A 17,169-nucleotide genomic window follows, 5' to 3' on the forward strand; every position below is an offset into this window, starting at 1 on the left:
GATCAATCCCACCCGAGGAAACACACCCGATGAATACCAGCGACATTGCCGACCAGCTCGCCGAAACCAATGGCCTGACCAAGGCTGAAGCCCGCAAGCTGGTCGACGGGGTCTTCGCCGCGATCGCCGATGCCGCCGCCAAGGGCGATGAAGTGGCGATCAATGGTTTCGGCAAGTTCAAGGTCAAGGCCAGCCCCGCGCGCGAAGGCCGCAATCCGGCGACCGGCGAAACCATCACAATCGCGGCTTCGAAAAAGCTGACCCTTACCGTGGCGAAGGCGGTCAAGGATCGCCTCAACGGCTAAAGCCAATTGCCGCCGCGCCGGTCACACCCGGCGCGGCGGCGCGAGGCAGCGCGTCCAGGCACTGCCGCCGATGAGGACCGCGCAGAGCAAGCTGACCACCGTTCGCACCCATTGCGGCGTAAGGACGTGAACGGCGAGGCCGTGTGCCGCATGGTATCCCGCAACAGCGGCGGGCAGGGCGAAGCCGAGCGCGACGAAGGCGCGCAGCAACGGTGAACTTGTCATGGCAAGCAGCCAGTGACCAAGGATGAGCGTCGCCGTTGCCGCCGCCAGTCCAGCTATCGCGCAGAGGACCAGATCATTTCCGGCCTGCCATGTCGCCATGGCCGTGAGCGCGCCGATCCAGAGCGGCAGGGCGTAGACCGACAGTGACCAGAGAAGCATCGCGGCCATCACGGCGGCAGCGATCAGGAGGAATGCAGCGACAAGCATGGGGCGTCCTTTGGTAGCGACGGGCTCGCCAGACGCACTTTCCCATTCCCGCAGTGCTTCCGTTGCAGTGAGATTATGCCGCGATGCAGAGCAGCGCAAGCGTTGGAATTTCGCCATAAACGCGGGCGGAAAGCCTTGGCTTTCCGCCCGCGTCTGTCCCGGCAAACGGGTCGCGCAGCCACAGGGCAAGAGTCATGCCGCGAGCGGCACACCCGCATCATCGTGGGCCAGCTCGTCCGCCGCCGTGCCGCTCTCGCCGGGTTCCGGCGCATCCGGCTCATCGCCCTCTAGGTCGGGATCGAAGCGGGCCTGTTCCTTCATCCATTCGGCGCGGCTGTGCGCCGCCACGCTCGCCACACCGCCGCGCGCGGTATAGGCGCTGGGCGGAAAGGCCATCCACCTCGGGACCCAGCCTTCGGCCTTGGCGCGGTCACCGGTCCCGGCAAGACAGTCGGCGATCACGCCCTTGATGACCTTGCCCTTCTCGCCCGCATGGGCGCTGGCAACTGCCTCGCCGCCGACCTCGGCGAGGACCGCCAGCAGGACCTCGCGGTCGCGCAGCTGGTCGAGGAAGGCCTGATCGGCCTGCCAATGTGCCGCCATGTCGAGCGCGATATGCTGGCCGAGTGTCTCGATCAGTTCGGTTCCCGCCGCGAGGCTCTCGGCCATGACCACGCCGAGCACCGCCATGACGCTGGCATCGTCCAGCGCCAGCAGTCGCAGGGTCACCGCGACAATCTCGTTGTCACCATACCTTTCGCTTACAACACTGGCGCGCTCGGGATCGAAGTCGAGCATGGCGAGCACTGCGCGGCGGCGCGCATCGAAGCGCGCTTCGGCGGGCGCATTCTCGATGCTTTCGGCCACCGCCTCGACCCGGCTTCTCTGGTCCTGCACCCGTACGGTCCAGAGCGGCGAGCCGCAGATCGCATGGGCAACCATGACCCTGAGCGCCAACGCGGGATCGAGCGCCAGTTCGCTGCGCAGCGCGGCATGGCGGTGCAGATCGATATAGGTGGTGAGCGCCGAGGTCAGTTCGGGGCGCGCTGCCTTCGTTTCGGAAGCGCCATCGGGGCCGTCGCCATCCGCGCCGCGCGCGCGGCGCTGGGCTTCCTTGCGGGTGACGTAGCCTTCGTGGAACACCACCTCGCCATTGTCGCGGCACTGGATGAAGACCCGCCCGCCCTTGCGCTTCGCGGTCTTCTCGTACTCCCAGCTGGAGAAATACTGGCCCGGCGGGACGATCTCGACCCCAGCCCAGCCGTCGGCGAGATAGGCTGCGGAACGCGCCTCGATCTCGGCGTTCTGGGCGGTCCAGAACATGTCGGCATCAGCGAAGTAGCCATCCTCGTCGAACAGGTCGGCGACGATTTGGCCGGGATAGGCGGCAAGGTCGAACAGCGCCGCGCGCACCGAAATCGACGCCCCGCCGAACAGCCAGGCCTTCAATTGATTGCCGCGCGGCGCGTAGGTGTCATCACCATCGTAGAGCGCAAGCCACGCCTTCTGCTGCGCCTTGCTGGCAAGGGTCAGGTGGCGCACCGTGCCTGCGTCGATTTCCTCGTCGCGGAACGCCTCGCGGATGCGCGGCAGGAGATTGCCGAGCGCGAGCACCCGCTTCACCTGCAGTTCGGTGAGCGCGAAGGTGGCGGCGATGTCCTCGACGCTGCGGCCTTCCTTGACGAGCCGGGTGTAGCTTTCCCATTGCGTCACCTGATCGGGGTTCTGGCGCAGCATGTTCTCGATCATCGAGACTTCGAGCGCCTCGGCGTCGTCGCCCTCGCCGATCACGATGCAGGGCAGTGGCGGAGGCGTCTCGATCTCCTTCGCCGCCTCGAGGCTGGCGAAGTAACGGCGCTTGCCCGCCACGATCTCGTAGTAGCCGGGCTGGCAATTGGCCCGCACGAACAGCGGCGAAAGCACACCGCGCCGCGCGATCGAGGGGAGAATATCGGAAACGTCGGGCACCTTGCGGCTGCCCCGCATGTTGGCTTTCGACACCGAGAGGCGCTCAAGCGGAATATGGTCGATCTGCATGTCACTCACTCCTTGCTGTCTTGTTGGTGAGTGGCCCCGCCCCCGGCGGTGGGAGGGGGAACGGGAGCGGGGCCGGGTTTGCCGGGCGGGACCGTCCCGCCCGGCGGTCAGCCGCCATCCGGGGGCGCGGACGGCGGTTGATCACGGCGCTCCGCCGCCAAGGCCGCAGCGGCCTCGGCCAGACGGGCGGGATGCTCGGTGATGCGGCCTGCCAGCCTTGCGGCTGCGGCATAGACCGACAGCGGGTGCGTGGGTTCAAAGTGAAGGTCGCGCTCGATCCCGAGGCCCAACGGCAGGCGCAAACTGGCGATTTCGGCAAGCGAGGCCGAACCCAGTTCGGGGCAGCCAAACCCGAGATCGCACAGCCCGAACAGCACATCGCCGTCGGCGTCGAGCTCGCTGAATAGCCATGTCGCCGCACCGACCGGATTGAAGAACTTGACGACCGGTGCGTGGTCGCCGGGGGTCGCACCATTGGCCAGAAGCCGCGCGCGAAGCTCGGGGGTCAGGAGTTGCATGACGCACCTCGCGGGGAAAAGAGTTCGAGCTGGTTGCGGGCGTTCAGATCGAACAGCCCGTGGTCGGCAGGGCGCTGTACCCGGCGCGGCAACAGCGGCGCGTTGGCGAGCACAGCGAGCCGGTCGCCCAAGGTCACCGGGGCAACCCCGGGGACCAAGGTCTGCAACCCCAAGGGGGTCTGCTCGACCTCGAGCGCGGGCGGGGGCGGGGGCAACCTGCTCATGCTGCCTCCTCCAACTGGGACGCAGCCGCGCCATTCAGCAGAAAATCCGCCGCCTTGCTGGCCTGGCTCGCCGCCTTGAAGATCGCGCGGGCATCCTCGCGCAGCACCGCCAGCCATGCACCGAGGTAATCGGCATGGCGCACGGTCGGGACGATCCCGAGCGCGCTGCACAGGAACGCCGAGGTCAGTTCGGCGCAAAGCTCTTCGCGGGCATAGGCCCCGCTGCCGTGCCGCCCGCTCTGGTCGCGGTCCAGCCGCGAGCCATGCCCGGTCCAGTGGCCGAGTTCGTGGAGCGCGGTGCGGTAGTAATCGATCTGCTGGTGGAACGCCGGTTGCGGCGGCACCTGCACGTAGTCGAGCAAGGGGACGTAATAGGCCTCGGCCCCGCCGATCCGGAAATCCGCGCCCGAAGCGGCGATCAGCGCCTCGGCGGCCACGTGCGGTTCGCGCTCGGGCAGCGGCGCTGCGCCGCTGGTCAGCTTGTCCGGCAAACCATCGCACTGCGCCACGTTGAAGACGGTAAAGCGCTTCAAGAACGGAATGGCGCGCGGTTCGCCATCGCCGCCGCTCGCACCATCGGCCCCGGCTTCGCCGCGTTCGCCCTTGGGCACGAAGCGGTCGGCATAGAACACCGTGCGCCCCTTTTCGCCCTTGCGGACACAACCGCCCGCCGCGAGCGCCTGCCGGAAGGTCAGCCAGTCCTGCGAGGGATAGCCGCCCTCGATCACCGCGCCCCACAGGATCAGCACATTGATCCCCGAATAGGCCCGGCCCGATCCGGCATTCCTCGGCAGCCCGATCCCGGCCTTGGCCGAAGACCACGGCTGAACCCACGGAAACACGCCCGCTTCAAGCTGGGCGATGATCGCCTGCGTCACCTCGTCATAGAGCGATACGCGGCATGCACCATCCCGCTGCGCGCGCTCGCGCGCATGTCCACGCCTGCCGTTATCCGAAACCCTCGAAATCCCATGCGCCATGCTGGCCTCCCACACTGCCCAAAACCCACACACCGGCCCCGGAGAGGCGGGGTGGGCGGCGAGTGCGACCAGAGAGGCGCGGGGCAAGCGGTCAGCCGCACCCGCAGGGCTGCAACAGAGTGGAAGACCCGGTCCCGCAGGGCCGGGTTGCGGCTGACTGCGCCGCGCCTAGGCGGGAGCGCCGGCCATCCCGTCTCTCCGGGGCCGGCTCGATAACGCCGGCGCGCCCGCGCGCCGTCCGCATTGTCACCTGCTCGTGCCCATGTCCGCCGAGCGGCCAGCGAGGATGCGAAAGCGCAAGGAACTGTGCACCCTGGACAGAGGCGATCGACCAAGGCCCGCGTGGCAGGCTGGGGCAAGCGGGACCTGTCGCTTGGTCCAGCCTGCGCCGGGTCGCCCCGATGCCGGTCCAGAGTGCCCGCGGGGCCCACTGCACCAAAACGCCGGACCCTGGCCGGCTGCGGCCAGAGCACGTCAACAGCCCCGCTCCGTTTTCCACTACTGCTCTTCGGGCTTCAATTTCCCCGGGGCGCTGCGGGGTATCCCCGCTCGAAGGGGTAGCCGGAGACGCTGCGCGGCTCAGGCTCAGGGGAAGGCCTTCCACTTCCTGTCGTCTGGCTTAGCTTTCCTCCAAGCCGACGCGCCAGTCCTCGTCACCGAACAACAGCAACGAAATGGTCATTTCATAGTTGTCGGCAAAGATCGCCATTTCCCGCACTTCGCTGCGCGGATGCCAGACCCCCGGCGGATGGAGCACGCCAGCCTCGCCGAGCATCCGGGCCGGCTGCGCTGCCACCGAGGCGGGCGGCAGGGCCATGCCCTTGTCATAGAAGATCCGCCGCCGTTTGGCATTGCGGCTCCGCCAGCCCCACAGCACGAACCCGTTGGTGGCAACCACCAATGCTGCGCATTCGGGTGTGAAATCGAGCCATTTGATTGCTGCTGCGGTTCGTGACACGCCATAACGATCGGCGCTGTGATTGAGCAGGTCGAGCGACATGACATTGCGCCCGACCTGTTCGCGGTAGTCGTCGATCGGCATCAGCAGATAGGAGGCGAAGGCATCGGCCTCCTGCTCGATCAGCCGCAATGGCTCGTTACCAGCGAGGCCCAGCATGTCCGCTTCACCGCATTCGAACCCGCCCGGACTGCGCCCGCGGTGGCAGAGATAGTGCCCCAATTCGTGCGCGAGGGTGAAATTGATCCGGCCCGGCGAGGCAATCGCCGGATTATAGAGGATAGCCCACTTGCCGCTTTTGGGCAGTGGACACAACGCTCCCTCGAAACTTTCGATGTCGGCTGGCCGGACAGTCTTGATCGGATCGGGATAGCGAGTCGAATATTCGAGTGCGATGGTCCGCACGTCGACCGGGAAGCGCCGCCCCCAGACCCCGGCGAGAAAGTTCGCCCAAGCGATTGGACGATCCGGATCGGCCATCAGTCCTCGTCGTCGTCGAGCACGTCGAGGATACGCTTGAGCTTGTCCTTGACCGCCGGGTCGGCCGACTGGAACTTGCGGAAGAAGGCCACGTCGAGTTCACTGGCGTCGGGCTCGCTGCGCCCTTGGTCGATCAGGAACTCGGCAGTCACCCCCAGGACCTCCGCGATCCGCGCAAGCTTTTCCGCCGACGGCCGGGCCACCGGCTTGTTCTCGATCTCCCACATGTAGCTCTTGCTGCTGCCGGTGGCCTGGGCGAGCTGATCCAGCGTCAGTCCCTTGCCGCGCCGCAGATTGTGCACCTTCTGACCCAATGTCGATGACATGCTCTCTCCGTGCGTTTGCCCTGTTCGGTGATAGCATGACTTTTTATCCTTGCAATCCGAACTCGCGGTAACCATATTTTCAGTATGGCGATACCGAACATAGTCGAGTCGCCTGCAAACACGAAGGAAAACCACCATGAGCAATTCGGGACATCCCCCGCACCCTGAGCACCCGCAGCATCCCGACGTGCCGAACGGGCCGCCGAGCCACACTCCCGGCCGCCCTGACGGTCCGCCGGTGCCGAGCAACCCGCCTTCGCACCGCCCGGTCGGCTGAAGCGCGGTCGATGGCCTTGACAGGGGAGGCGGGCAAGGACTGGTGGGAGCGTTGGAACGGTCTGCTGCAGGCCGAGTTCGACGCTTTTGCCGCGCGCGGAGCCAGTGCCCGGATCGTCAGCCAGGCCAATGGCTTCCTGATCATGGCGGTCGACTGGCCGCTCGATGACCGGACGATCAGGCTCGACGTGGGCTTTTCGCCGCTGCACCCTTATTTCCGGCCCACGGTTACGACTGCAGACCTCCAACTCGCGCGCCACCAGCATCCGTTCGATGGCGGCTTGTGCCTGCTGGTCCAGGGCAGTGGCCAGTGGCATGGCGTTGAACGGGTCGCCGACCTCATCGCCAGCCAGCTCGCCAGCATCATCAAGGTCAACCAACTAAGAGCTGAAGGCGACTGGGGCGGGGCTGCGGAGCTGGAGGAACAGGCTGCCGACCCACTTTCGTCCTATCTTGCCGGCAGTGCCGAAGAGTGCTCCGCGGTGTTGATGGCTTCGGCTCCGGCCATTCCGCGCAGCGACGGCGGGCCGGCCCAGTTCGCCGTGCAATGGCGCAGCACCAGGCGGGCTCACGGCCCGTTCGAGGCGGTCCTGCGCAAATGCGAGCCGGCCAGCGGGTCATGGCTCGCGCCCGCGTTCGACCTGCCTCAGCCCCAAGGCGAGTGGCATCGGCTGCCCGGACGCTGGGCCCGCCTGGCCGGGCCTCTGCCCGATGACCCGGCGGCCTTGCTGGAAATGGCCGACGCCGCCTTTGCCCGGCTCGCGCTTGCCGACAAGGCGCTTCGGCCGCACACCGCTAAGGCGCAGGCCGAATTGTCGATCACCGCGATCGTCTACGAGGATGAATTACACTACGGCCCCGGCGGACGCGGCGACAATCTTCTTTTTTTGGCGGTGCGCGGTGAGCCGGGCAAGCCCGGCAAGCGCAAATGCACGCTGGTCCGCGGATTTCGCGTCGGCGCGGACCGTCTTGTTCGTCTCCCGGTCGCGGCAGCGCTGCGTACCCGCAAGGTGCTGCTCCTTGGCTGCGGCGCGATTGGCAGCTTCGTCGCGCTCGAACTCGCCCGAGCTGGGGTCGGGCAGTTGCGGCTTGTTGATCATGATCTTGTTGAGCCCGGCAACAGCGTTCGCTGGCCGCTCGGCCGTCCCTACTGGGGCTTGCCGAAGGTCGCGGCGCTGCACGCTTTTCTGAGCCAGAACTACCCCTGGACCGCGACGTCCCACGCAGTGCTGAGGATCGGCGGTGCGCTCGCCGATCCCGAAGCCGCGGCAAAGCTCACCGGCAATCCGCGCGAGCAGCTGCGCGAGATGATTGCAGAGGCCGACCTGGTAATCGACGCGACCGCCTCGGACGAATGCCAATTGGCGGTGGCGCACCTTTGCCGCGATCTCACCAGGCCGCTGGTCGTGGGCCATGCTACCGAGGGGCTGGCCGGCGGCGCGGTGGTAAGGCTGCGACCGGAGCGCCCCGGCTGCCTGGCTTGCCTGCATGATCACTGGAGCGAGGGATCGGTCGCGCTGCCTCCGATCGATTCATCGGGGACGGTGACCCCGCTCGGGTGCAACATGCCGACCTTTACTGGCGGTGCCTTCGATCTCGAGGAGGTCTCGCTCGAGATGGTGCGCAGTGCGATCGGGCTTCTTGCACCGGATGTGCGTGACCCCGGCGACTGGGACTGGTCCACACTGGCCTTGGTCGGCGAAGAGGGCCGCCGCTTGCCGGCATGGAGCAGCGGCAAGATCGTGCCCCGAGTTACCTGCGCGTGCAGCAAGGCGTGACGATCTGGCTGTCTCACGCAGTGCAAGGTGCAATCGTTAGGCTCGCCCGGGCCTATTTCCCGCTCGAGGTCGGCGGTCTTCTGCTCGGCTGGCGCGATGACCGCGAGCGAATTGTCACAGGCCTCGTTGGGCCGGGGCCCGGGGCTTTGCACGGGCGCAGCGCTTTCGTCCCCGATCATGCCTGGCAGGTCGCCCAACTGCACCAGGCCTTTTCTGCCAGCGGCGGAGATCTCGACTACCTTGGCGACTGGCACAGCCATCCCGCCGGAGTGGCGCAGTTGAGCCCGGTCGATCGTACGACGCTGGCCCGGATTGCCCGGCGCGTGCCCGATCCGATCATGGTGATCGCGGCCGGTTCGGGTCATGACTGGACTCTTGGCTCGTGGAGCGGGAAGCGCGCCGTGCTTTGGCGCCCGGCCGTGATCGAGGAGCGTAGCCTGCGGCCTTTCAGCGCACCAAGCGAATGGTCCTCCTTCGGGCTCGATCAGGGCTGAGGTGAACTGCTCATGGTTAGTTGGCGGAGGCGGGCGCGACAGCATATTTGCAATTGTCGTGGGGCCCGCTTTAGCCGTGCGGAGCCCGGCATCCAAGATGCGTGGAGAGTGATCGAAGCGCGCCAAAACGATCAGCGCGACCTGCTGCAATAGCATTGAATCCGGTGACTAGAGCTGCGCAGACCGGCGAAGTTCGGTAGCTCTGCCAGTCCTTCCAGGCCAAGCTTCGGATGCCACGGCCCTTTGCCGCCAAGCGCCGTTGCAACTTCCCCCTTCCGCCCTTCTTTCAATCTTCCCGGGGCGTTGCGGGGTGTCCCCGCACGAAGGGGTAGCCGGAGACGCTCACGCGGCTCGGGCTCAGGGGAAAGCCTTCCCCCAACCCGGTTTCGGGCTTCCGCCACAATCCTGCACCGCTTGCATCACGGTGCGGAATGAACTGGCTATATGCGGCCCTTCATGTTCCAAAACCTCGGACAATAATCATTTCAGTCATAGGATCTGTAACGTGGCGGGGCGGTCAGTTCGAGGTCCGGGTGGGCTGAGCCATACTATTGAGCCCAGCTCCTTGTTGTCCGAAATATGTCTACATTTTTCGGACAGACCGGAATGGACAACGTCCGAAATTGTGATACAAATTTCGGACATGGATGCTCAATCGCCTCGCCTCAAAGCTCTCATCCTCGACCGCATCGGCCAAGGCGTGGCGGGGGCTGTCTGGACGCCCACGGATTTCCTGGACCTTGGCGGACGCGACGCGGTGGACAAGACGCTCCAGCGCCTCGTCAAATGGGGTGAATTGCGGCGGATCGACCGTGGGCTTTATGATAAGCCACAATTCAACAGCCTGACCCAGCAACAAAGCGCCCCCGACCCGCGCGCAGTCATAGATGCCGTTGCACGGCGCGACCAGATTCGCGTTCTGGTCGACGGAATGACCGCCGCCAACGATCTCGGCTTCACCAATGCCGTGCCGGCCAAGATCGTTGTGCACAGCGAGGCCCGGCCCAAGTCGATCAAGCTCGGCAATCTTGCCATCACGTTCAAGCATACGGCTGCCAGCAAACTTCATTGGGCAGGGCGCCCGGCGATGCGGATTGTCCAGGCCCTCCACTGGCTGCGCGACACGATGCCGGGAGCCGATGATGATCAATGGCACCAGAGACTGGCCAGTCTGCTGGCTGATCCCGTACATGGGGCCGATCTGCGGGCCGATCTTGCCGATGGGATGACGACCCTTCCGGCCTGGATGCAGGACATGCTGCGACCACTCATCGCCGATGAAGCGTCCGCTGCATGAATGCCGCCTTTGACGAAATCCTGCGCGCAGAGGCGCAGACCCGAAGCGGCCTGTTCGCAGCGACAGCTCAGCGGCTTGGTACAACGCCGCAAAATGTTGAAAAGGACTTCTGGGTTTGCTGGACGCTCGACGCCCTGTTCAACGGCCTGGGCGACGGCCCCCGACTGCTGTTCAAGGGCGGCACCTCGCTTTCCAAGGCTTTCGGGCTAATCCAGCGCTTTTCAGAAGACATCGACGTCACGGTCTTCCGCGACGATCTCGGGATCCCGGCGTCCGTCGCTGAACTGGCGGCGCTGAGCGGGAAAAAGCGCAGTGCAGCCTTGGATGCGATCAAGCAGGCCTGTGAAGCCTATATCAACGGCCCGCTTGCAGAACGTCTGGCGACTATCTGCGCCGAAACATGCGCGCGCACCGGACTTGGACAAGAGGCCATTACCGTAAGAGCCGACGCGCACGACCGGCAGACATTGCTGCTTGGCTATCCCAGTGTCACGCCGACAGACCCCTACATCGCCAAGTCCGTCAAAATCGAATCCGGTGCCAAGTCAGCGCTCGATCCCAATTCGGTGCGGACGATCACACCCTATGTCGACGCAGATGTTCCGGGGTTCGACCTGGCGATACCGGGGATAACCGTAGTCGATGCGGAGCGGACTTTCTGGGACAAGGTCGTGATCCTTCACGGTCTGCGCCGATGGTACGACATTCGCGGGCTGCTCCGCGGCAACGGCCAGCGCATCTCGCGGCACTATTACGACCTCTTCCGTATGCTCCAGTCCGACAGCGGGAAAGCGGCAATGAAGGACACCGCGCTCGGCGCAGACTGCGTTGCCCATGCCCGCATGTTCTTCAATCGGCCCGATTTCGATCTGGCATCGGCGCAACCACCAACATTTGCCCTGTGCCCCGATGGCGGGATGGTCGACGACCTTCGACAGGATTATCGCGCCATGAGCGTGATGATCTTTGGTGAACCTCCTGCGTTCGACGCGGTGATCGAGGCCGTTGCCGCACTGGAGACCAAATTGAACGCCCAAAGTGCGCAAACGTGACGGGCTTCTTTCAACGGCTCTTCTCGAAGCGACAAGCCGCACCTGAAACTTCACCCCGTCCGCTCGCAGGCCGACTGGAGATCGACGAGCTCGGGCATAATCTTGTCAGCATCGACGCGCTCGATTTCATCGGTCACCAGGCCGTATCGCCCAACAAGCGCTACCGCCTGATCTGGGCTGACAGGACGCCTGATGGCCGTCGGGGTGGCAACCGAAGTGAAGGACACGGGTCATGGTCGCTGCTTCTTGATGACCGGATCGTAACGACTGGACGTCTTGAACGACCGCAGGAGGGCCGTGTTGCCGACAACGGAACAGTGATCCTGCACGACTGGATGTTTGGTGAGGGCCTGCAAGGGCGTTTTGTCGCATTCGCGCCGGACGGCTCGCAGTTGGTAACACAGCAGTTTGCCGCCAATTTGATGAGCAACAGTCTGTCACCTGACGGGAAGTTCGCGATCTGCCAGACTGCCAATGCGCCCGGCAGTGCCGACAGTTGCCGCTATATGCTCTTCGATCTTGCTGCCGGCCGCGAAGTGGCGCGGTGGGAAGTCGAGACGGGCTGGGCCGAGGACTATGAGTGGGATTGCGAAGACCGGCGGGTCTACCTTTGCATGAAGGATGGTGAGCGGGTCGGGTACGATTTCACCGGGACCATGGTCGAGCGCGAAGCCTGGCAGCTGCGAAGGATTGGTGCTGGCGACCTGAACGTCATCCAGTCGGTCCTGGTTGCGACGAGCGCAAACGATCATCCGCTTCGCAGCGAGATTATCGGAGGCCTGGGGGTCGCCGCCCGGGACGGCGAGGTATGGCAACAGGCCCGGGCCTATCGGCTGCTCGGGGAACTCCATGAACAGGCGGGCGAGATCGCTCAGGCCGTAAAGGCCTATGACGACGCGCTTACCATCGATCCGAAGGTGGGTGTTGCCCGCCGCGTCGAGCAGCTGCGAAAAACGTTGGGAACAACCGTCGCCAAACCGGGTGCCAAACGCCTGAGCCGTTTCGAGCAACAGGCTGGGCGGCTTGGAATCCAGCACGAAGTCGTCCTGCTTGAAAAGGGAGACGGCAAGGACTGGAGGCACGGAGCAAACGGTCTGTGGACGACCGTCGAAATCGGCGCTCTCGACCACTACAAGTCAATTGGCTGGGACGGTGCCGCATCGGAAGGCGGGCTGATCCTGACGCTCATCAAAGCGGCTTCGTTCGAAGCGCTTGATGTCCGCAATTCTGACACCTTCGTCGAGGCACTCTATGCCCAGAATGTCGCCTTCGACCAGGATCGCTTTGCGCCGGAACGACTGATCGCAACCGTCTCGAATGCGACCCGGCGCCAAATCGAGAGGAACTGGAAGGTGATTGCTGCAAGCGCCGGCAATTCTCCGGCATATTACCCCAACGTGCGCGAGCATCACGTGATCAGTCTGTTCGATGCACTGGGAACCGACCGTCTCGCCGAAATCGCCACCGTATTCGCAACAGCTCCTTATGACCTGCGGGCTGGATGGCCTGACCTCACGCTATGGCAAGGCGGCAAGGTCAGGTTTGTCGAGGTCAAGGGACCGAGCGACTCCTTTCATGCCAGTCAGACACGGCTGATCTCCAAGTTGCTGCTGCCGCTCGGCTTCGATGTTGGCCTGGCAGAAGTGCGGAAGATATCCTGAAGGGGAATTCGGTGATTGCCCGGCGATCGCTGGCGCCGTTTGAGGTCCAATGTAACAATCAAAAACGAAGCAGCGTGTGGTCGGTCAGGCGGCAGCCAATTTTCGCCGCCGGTTTCGCGAGCCCTTGGCATTCATCGTCACCGGCCCGGCGAACTGCCCCGTCGCCGCCGAGCGCACTCTGAGCTGCCGCAGCAGTTCCACGTCTTCGGGATGGCGGTCGAGCAACTCGATCAGCCCCACCGCCGCATCGCTCGGCGGGGTCACACCGCTCTCGTATTTCTGGAAGGCCCGCCGTCCGCCGCCGATGATGCGCCCGGCTTCCTCCTGGGTAAGCCGCAACTTCTTGCGCACGGCCTTCACGCGGGCCGCATAGGCCTCACGCAGCTCGACATAGGCCGCATTTAGCGCTCTGAGATCGGCACCCGAATGGATGGAATCGCTGTCGTCGTCGGGATACCAGCCAGGGACCGCAACGCTGCGCACCAGCGATCCGACGGCGACGGTCTGCTCGCGCACAGCGCGCGTCAGCACTTTGCCCGTCTCGGGATGGATACGGCTCTCACTCACGGTCATGCCTCCTTGAACGACGTCAGCACGATGTCGATCAGCGTCTCGCCGGCGAACTTCAGATAGAGCCAGAGCCCGCCGAACGGGATCCGGTAAGTGTCGTGCCAGACTTTCGGGTTGGGAGGGGAGTGCGCCGTTTCCGACTTCACAAAATCTCTCGCCTCGAGCGCCTGCACGACATCGACCACGTCTTCGAGCGTATAACCCAGGGCCTGGGCATCACGCGTCGCCTTCAACGTGATTTCCAGACTGTCCGCATCACAGAACTTCGCCTGAATGGCCGCGAGATCGTGATGGGGTTTGCGCTTTACCGTCACAAGATACACCTTAGAGGTTAATTTTCAAGTACCGCTTTTGGGACATGCCCTGGTCACGCCAGTCCCCTAATCCCGTCAAGCAGCACCCGCGTCGCCCGGCAGTCGTCCTCGTTGTAGTCAAGGATCCGTTGCCGCATCGCCGGATCGCGCGTCTTGACCCACTGGTCGAACCACTCGATCGAGGCTGCACCAGAGGGATTGTTGTCGCGCCAGGCAAAGCCAAGGTATTTCGCCAAAGTCTTGATCGAATGGTCGTTGGTCGGCCATTCGGTCGCCTTGGTCACCACATCATAGTAGAGATCGATCGCACGGGCCGGGTCAAACAGGCGCTCGACATCTTCCGCCGAACAGACGTCGGGATACCGCGCCTGGAGCTTGCGGTAGAGCGTCCGCTCGTATTTCGAATAGTACCAGATCGTCGCCCCGGGGTCGGCGGTCAGCAGCGCGAAGGACCCGGCAAAGGCCGCGCGCTCGGCTTCGGCGCTCTCGTCTTCGGCAAAGAAGGCATGGAAGCGCTCGTTCGCGCTGTCGCCGCCGCGCCGCTCGACGATGCCGTGGAGGTAGGTGAGATCGCGCATCGTATCGACCTCGATGTCGAAGAACAGCTCGACCTCGGAGCGCGGCAGGGGGACGACGGCGGTCAGCATCGGCCGGGCATCGGGATCGCTTAGCAGGCGTGCGCGCAGATGGAACTTGCGCAGCCGGTCGGGACCGATCCCGGCAAAGACGGTCTTCTTGCCGACCATGAAGGCTTCGGGATCGCACTGGGCGAATTCACCGACACTACCGATGGTATCGACCATCGCGTCGCGCATGGCGCGCCCAAGGAACGGGATCAGCGTCAGGTCATCGTTCGACTTGAGCTCCATCGAGCAGGCGCTGCGCCAGTGGCATTCCTTGCATTTGGCGGACAGCGCGCCTCGGCATAGCCCGCCGCTCGCGACAATTCGCCGCGCCTCGGCGAGTCGGTCCTGATATTCCTCCCAGATCGTCGCCTTGCCCCTGGGGCCGCGCGGTGCATCGAGTTCATAGAGCACTTCCTCGCCGCGCACGTCGTAGATCCAGGCCTGGCGGCCGGCCGACAGCCCGAGCCGTTCGAGCACGTCGACATAGAGGCAGAGCTGGACCGCGTAGGGCAGCTTGGGCTTGCCATCGTCGTCCTCGCCACCGCCCTCCTTGCCCGCGCCCGACTTGATGTCGATCGGGACATAGCCGCCCGCGACCTTGCGCAGGAGGTCGGGTATGCCGACCAGGTCATCGGCGCTGATCCGCCCGGCGTAGATCAGCGGCTCGCCCCGGGCCATGGCCTCGTGGGTCAGCCGCTCCTTCTCTTCGCCTTCGAACGCACTGAGATCGAGCGCCGCATGTGCGCCCGAGGCCATGACCTTCTGCTCGTAGGCCGCGCCCTGTTCCCACAGAAGTTGGACAAAAGCGCTGACCTCATCGCGGATCGAGAGATCACCGAACAGGTCCAAAGCTACCCGCTTGGGGCACTGGACCAAATTGTAGAGCATTGAGGCGCTGATTTGCATTGCGGTGCCTGACTAACTCGAATTTCGCCGTTCACCCAACGTTTAAGCAGCAGTAAAGTTGACCTGATCACACGTTCAGCTGCCAGTGCTGAACGGGTCCAGCCGCGCAATTGCTACAGCAGCGGGAAAGGTCGCGTGGCGCAGACGTGTCCGAAATTCGTATACATTTTTCGGACACCGAGCACTGCAGCAGCCATGGGTAAATCCAGGACCGGCTTCCCGCACTCAGATCGACTCGTTGAGTAACTCCGTAATTCGATTGGAAACGGCGGTAGCGGCGGCGCGTAGCGGTTCATCGATATGGATGTAGCGCTGCGTGATTCCGCGCGAGGCGTGACCCAACAGGGCGGCGATGGTGAGTTCGGAGTATCCCATGCCTCCCGCCACGCTGGCGAATGTGTGTCGCAGAATGTGAGGCGTGACGTTCTCGATTTCAGCGCGGACACAGATCCGGTCGAAGACGCGCACGAGGCCGATGAAATGGCCATCACCCCAGTCAGCCGGGAAGAAGTATTTTGAGCGCGTGAGCGGTTGCGCCTTTAACAGGGCAACTGCGGCCTCGCCGATCACTCGCCTCTGGGCACCTGTCTTGGTGGTTGCGAAGTGGATCGCATGCTCTTCCTCGAGCAACCATTTGCGCTCCAGGCTCAGGGCTTCGAGCCGCCGGAAGCCGGTGAGGAGAAGCAGACGGATGACTGCAATGCCCTTGGGGTGTTCGTATTCGAGCTGGGCCTCGTGCAGCGCACGCCCGAGCCTGCGGATTTCAGCCTGTGACAGCCAGCGCATCTTTGGCGTGCTGGCGATCCGGCGAATGCCGCGAGCGGGATTTCGATCGATTTCGCCGAGCCGAACGCCATGTTCCAGTATCGAATGCAATGTGGACATGGTGCGCGCCGCAACGCCCTCGCCGCCCCTGGTCGCGCCGCCGCGCGAACCAATCCGCGGCTTCGCTGTAACGCCGGCGACGATCTGGGCTTGCGCTGCCTCGATGTCGCCAAGCTTGAGTCTGTCAATCGGCCAGTTGCCGAGCAAGGGTCGGATGTGTGCATCGATACGGCTGCGATCCATTGCCAGTGTGGAGGCCTTGATCGGCCTGCGGCTGCGCCCGATGATCTGTGCGGTTTCAGCGCGCTCAAGGTACCAGTCGCAGATGCTGTCAATGGTGTGCCCAACTTGGGGCGGCGCCTCTTCGGCCGGATCATGACCACGGGCTACATCTCCAAGCATGACGCGGGCAATGCGCCGTGCTTCCTCCACCGTCATGAGGCCATAGCGGCCGATCACCTTTCGCCGGGTCTTGCCCTGCTCGTTTCGATACTGGACGACGAAACTCTTCGTTCCGGCTCGCCCAACGCTGACGCCGAATCCGCGAAGCTCTGTATCCCAAAGCCACATTACGGAAGGGCCCCGGGGATCCGCCGAGAGTTTCAGAGCTTGGACGACCTGCTTTGTCAGTTTCGGCATATTTCCGGCTACCTTTGCGACTGGGTTCCAGATCTTATTCCGATGCCTATTATGCTCGGGCCGCGCTGCTCGACGATTGGTTGTTCGCAATCTTACGAGCTGCTTATTTTTGCTTACAAAGGCGCCGAACCTGCTTACAAAATAAGCAATCGAATTCCAGATCTGGGGTAGGGCTGGGTAGTGTCGGCGATTCGAGACTGCAAGAAAAATGTCTAAATACGGTGCTTTATGGTGTCATAGCGTGGATTCGGCTAAGACCGGAAAATCGTCTCGGGCCGATTGCCAAGGTTGGGGTCGAGGGTTCGAATCCCTTCGCCCGCTCCAGTTTTTCCAACATTTCCGCGACTTTTCGCCTTCGGGGGCCGGGCCCATAGGTAACCGGCAAGGTAACGAGTCTACCTAACAATAGGATCGAGGACTGAGCCAGACGCGGTCCCGGTCAGGCGTGCGTGGAGGGCGACAGCTTCGGAT

The 17,169-nt window shown here is 64.1% G+C and carries 17 protein-coding genes; 6 read left to right on the forward strand and 11 right to left on the reverse strand.

The annotated features are described in order from the left end of the window. The first annotated feature begins 29 nt into the window (after positions 1-29). Positions 30-305 carry an HU family DNA-binding protein gene (locus Q8Q53_RS10050; protein ID WP_305701637.1) on the forward strand — a complete coding sequence of 92 codons (276 nt, stop codon included), beginning with the start codon at positions 30-32 and terminating at the stop codon, positions 303-305. Between the two features lie 21 nt (positions 306-326). Here Q8Q53_RS10050 and Q8Q53_RS10055 read toward each other — a convergent pair whose 3' ends face one another. The 7 genes from Q8Q53_RS10055 to Q8Q53_RS10085 form a co-directional block, all read right to left on the reverse strand. Next, positions 327-737, reverse strand: a complete 411-nt coding sequence (locus Q8Q53_RS10055; protein WP_305701638.1) for a hypothetical protein — start codon at positions 735-737, stop codon at positions 327-329. 192 nt (positions 738-929) lie between these two features. Continuing rightward, positions 930-2,774, reverse strand: a complete 1,845-nt coding sequence (locus Q8Q53_RS10060; protein ID WP_305701639.1) for a ParB/RepB/Spo0J family partition protein — start codon at positions 2,772-2,774, stop codon at positions 930-932. Between the two features lie 107 nt (positions 2,775-2,881). Further along, positions 2,882-3,292, reverse strand: coding sequence for a DUF2958 domain-containing protein (locus tag Q8Q53_RS10065; RefSeq protein WP_305701640.1), 411 nt, complete (start codon positions 3,290-3,292; stop codon positions 2,882-2,884). After that, positions 3,280-3,516 carry a hypothetical protein gene (locus tag Q8Q53_RS10070; protein ID WP_305701641.1) on the reverse strand — a complete coding sequence of 79 codons (237 nt, stop codon included), beginning with the start codon at positions 3,514-3,516 and terminating at the stop codon, positions 3,280-3,282. The genes Q8Q53_RS10065 and Q8Q53_RS10070 overlap by 13 nt, the downstream gene beginning before the upstream one ends. Continuing rightward, on the reverse strand, positions 3,513-4,496 hold the full coding sequence (locus Q8Q53_RS10075) for an ArdC family protein (protein ID WP_305701642.1): 984 nt from the start codon (positions 4,494-4,496) through the stop codon (positions 3,513-3,515). Before Q8Q53_RS10075 ends, Q8Q53_RS10070 begins: the two co-directional genes overlap by 4 nt. A 619-nt stretch (positions 4,497-5,115) precedes the next feature. Beyond that, on the reverse strand, positions 5,116-5,934 hold the full coding sequence (locus Q8Q53_RS10080) for an ImmA/IrrE family metallo-endopeptidase (protein ID WP_305701643.1): 819 nt from the start codon (positions 5,932-5,934) through the stop codon (positions 5,116-5,118). Then, positions 5,934-6,260: a helix-turn-helix domain-containing protein gene (locus Q8Q53_RS10085; RefSeq protein WP_305701644.1), complete on the reverse strand. Its 327-nt coding sequence runs from the start codon at positions 6,258-6,260 to the stop codon at positions 5,934-5,936. The genes Q8Q53_RS10080 and Q8Q53_RS10085 overlap by 1 nt, the downstream gene beginning before the upstream one ends. Before the next feature lie 287 nt (positions 6,261-6,547). On the opposite strand from Q8Q53_RS10085, the gene Q8Q53_RS10090 reads away from it, so the two are divergent. From Q8Q53_RS10090 to Q8Q53_RS10110, 5 genes are all read left to right on the forward strand, one after another. Then, on the forward strand, positions 6,548-8,314 hold the full coding sequence (locus Q8Q53_RS10090; protein ID WP_305701645.1) for a ThiF family adenylyltransferase: 1,767 nt from the start codon (positions 6,548-6,550) through the stop codon (positions 8,312-8,314). Next, complete coding sequence (locus tag Q8Q53_RS10095; protein ID WP_305701646.1) at positions 8,260-8,808, forward strand: Mov34/MPN/PAD-1 family protein; 549 nt, start codon at positions 8,260-8,262, stop codon at positions 8,806-8,808. The genes Q8Q53_RS10090 and Q8Q53_RS10095 overlap by 55 nt, the downstream gene beginning before the upstream one ends. A gap of 643 nt (positions 8,809-9,451) precedes the next feature. Then, positions 9,452-10,105, forward strand: coding sequence for a DUF6088 family protein (locus tag Q8Q53_RS10100; RefSeq protein WP_305701647.1), 654 nt, complete (start codon positions 9,452-9,454; stop codon positions 10,103-10,105). Continuing rightward, positions 10,102-11,157, forward strand: a complete 1,056-nt coding sequence (locus Q8Q53_RS10105) for a nucleotidyl transferase AbiEii/AbiGii toxin family protein (RefSeq protein ID WP_305701648.1) — start codon at positions 10,102-10,104, stop codon at positions 11,155-11,157. Before Q8Q53_RS10100 ends, Q8Q53_RS10105 begins: the two co-directional genes overlap by 4 nt. After that, on the forward strand, positions 11,154-12,818 hold the full coding sequence (locus Q8Q53_RS10110) for a VRR-NUC domain-containing protein (protein WP_305701649.1): 1,665 nt from the start codon (positions 11,154-11,156) through the stop codon (positions 12,816-12,818). The genes Q8Q53_RS10105 and Q8Q53_RS10110 overlap by 4 nt, the downstream gene beginning before the upstream one ends. Before the next feature lie 84 nt (positions 12,819-12,902). Here the strand turns inward: Q8Q53_RS10110 and Q8Q53_RS10115 are convergent, their stop codons facing one another. The 4 genes from Q8Q53_RS10115 to Q8Q53_RS10130 all read right to left on the reverse strand — a co-directional run bounded on the left by Q8Q53_RS10115 (position 12,903) and on the right by Q8Q53_RS10130 (position 16,698). Beyond that, positions 12,903-13,391 carry a type II TA system antitoxin MqsA family protein gene (locus tag Q8Q53_RS10115; protein WP_305701650.1) on the reverse strand — a complete coding sequence of 163 codons (489 nt, stop codon included), beginning with the start codon at positions 13,389-13,391 and terminating at the stop codon, positions 12,903-12,905. Continuing rightward, the gene (locus Q8Q53_RS10120; protein ID WP_305701651.1) at positions 13,388-13,702 is read right to left on the reverse strand and encodes a type II toxin-antitoxin system MqsR family toxin; all 315 of its coding nucleotides are present in this window, start codon (positions 13,700-13,702) and stop codon (positions 13,388-13,390) included. Before Q8Q53_RS10120 ends, Q8Q53_RS10115 begins: the two co-directional genes overlap by 4 nt. A gap of 53 nt (positions 13,703-13,755) precedes the next feature. Further along, on the reverse strand, positions 13,756-15,216 hold the full coding sequence (locus tag Q8Q53_RS10125; RefSeq protein WP_305701652.1) for a TM0106 family RecB-like putative nuclease: 1,461 nt from the start codon (positions 15,214-15,216) through the stop codon (positions 13,756-13,758). Between the two features lie 243 nt (positions 15,217-15,459). After that, complete coding sequence (locus tag Q8Q53_RS10130) at positions 15,460-16,698, reverse strand: site-specific integrase (protein WP_305701653.1); 1,239 nt, start codon at positions 16,696-16,698, stop codon at positions 15,460-15,462. Positions 16,699-17,169 lie beyond the last annotated feature (471 nt).

This window comes from Novosphingobium sp., assembly GCF_030699305.1.
In the GTDB taxonomy this organism is placed as follows: Bacteria; Pseudomonadota; Alphaproteobacteria; order Sphingomonadales; family Sphingomonadaceae; genus Novosphingobium.

Coding starts and splice junctions, on each gene's coding strand:
- Q8Q53_RS10050 (WP_305701637.1), top strand. CDS start 30: ATGAATACCAGCGACATTGCCGACCAGCTCGCCGAAACCAATGGCCTG.
- Q8Q53_RS10055 (WP_305701638.1), bottom strand. CDS start 737: ATGCTTGTCGCTGCATTCCTCCTGATCGCTGCCGCCGTGATGGCCGCG.
- Q8Q53_RS10060 (WP_305701639.1), bottom strand. CDS start 2,774: ATGCAGATCGACCATATTCCGCTTGAGCGCCTCTCGGTGTCGAAAGCC.
- Q8Q53_RS10065 (WP_305701640.1), bottom strand. CDS start 3,292: ATGCAACTCCTGACCCCCGAGCTTCGCGCGCGGCTTCTGGCCAATGGT.
- Q8Q53_RS10070 (WP_305701641.1), bottom strand. CDS start 3,516: ATGAGCAGGTTGCCCCCGCCCCCGCCCGCGCTCGAGGTCGAGCAGACC.
- Q8Q53_RS10075 (WP_305701642.1), bottom strand. CDS start 4,496: ATGGCGCATGGGATTTCGAGGGTTTCGGATAACGGCAGGCGTGGACAT.
- Q8Q53_RS10080 (WP_305701643.1), bottom strand. CDS start 5,934: ATGGCCGATCCGGATCGTCCAATCGCTTGGGCGAACTTTCTCGCCGGG.
- Q8Q53_RS10085 (WP_305701644.1), bottom strand. CDS start 6,260: ATGTCATCGACATTGGGTCAGAAGGTGCACAATCTGCGGCGCGGCAAG.
- Q8Q53_RS10090 (WP_305701645.1), top strand. CDS start 6,548: ATGGCCTTGACAGGGGAGGCGGGCAAGGACTGGTGGGAGCGTTGGAAC.
- Q8Q53_RS10095 (WP_305701646.1), top strand. CDS start 8,260: ATGGAGCAGCGGCAAGATCGTGCCCCGAGTTACCTGCGCGTGCAGCAA.
- Q8Q53_RS10100 (WP_305701647.1), top strand. CDS start 9,452: ATGGATGCTCAATCGCCTCGCCTCAAAGCTCTCATCCTCGACCGCATC.
- Q8Q53_RS10105 (WP_305701648.1), top strand. CDS start 10,102: ATGAATGCCGCCTTTGACGAAATCCTGCGCGCAGAGGCGCAGACCCGA.
- Q8Q53_RS10115 (WP_305701650.1), bottom strand. CDS start 13,391: ATGACCGTGAGTGAGAGCCGTATCCATCCCGAGACGGGCAAAGTGCTG.
- Q8Q53_RS10125 (WP_305701652.1), bottom strand. CDS start 15,216: ATGCTCTACAATTTGGTCCAGTGCCCCAAGCGGGTAGCTTTGGACCTG.
- Q8Q53_RS10130 (WP_305701653.1), bottom strand. CDS start 16,698: ATGCCGAAACTGACAAAGCAGGTCGTCCAAGCTCTGAAACTCTCGGCG.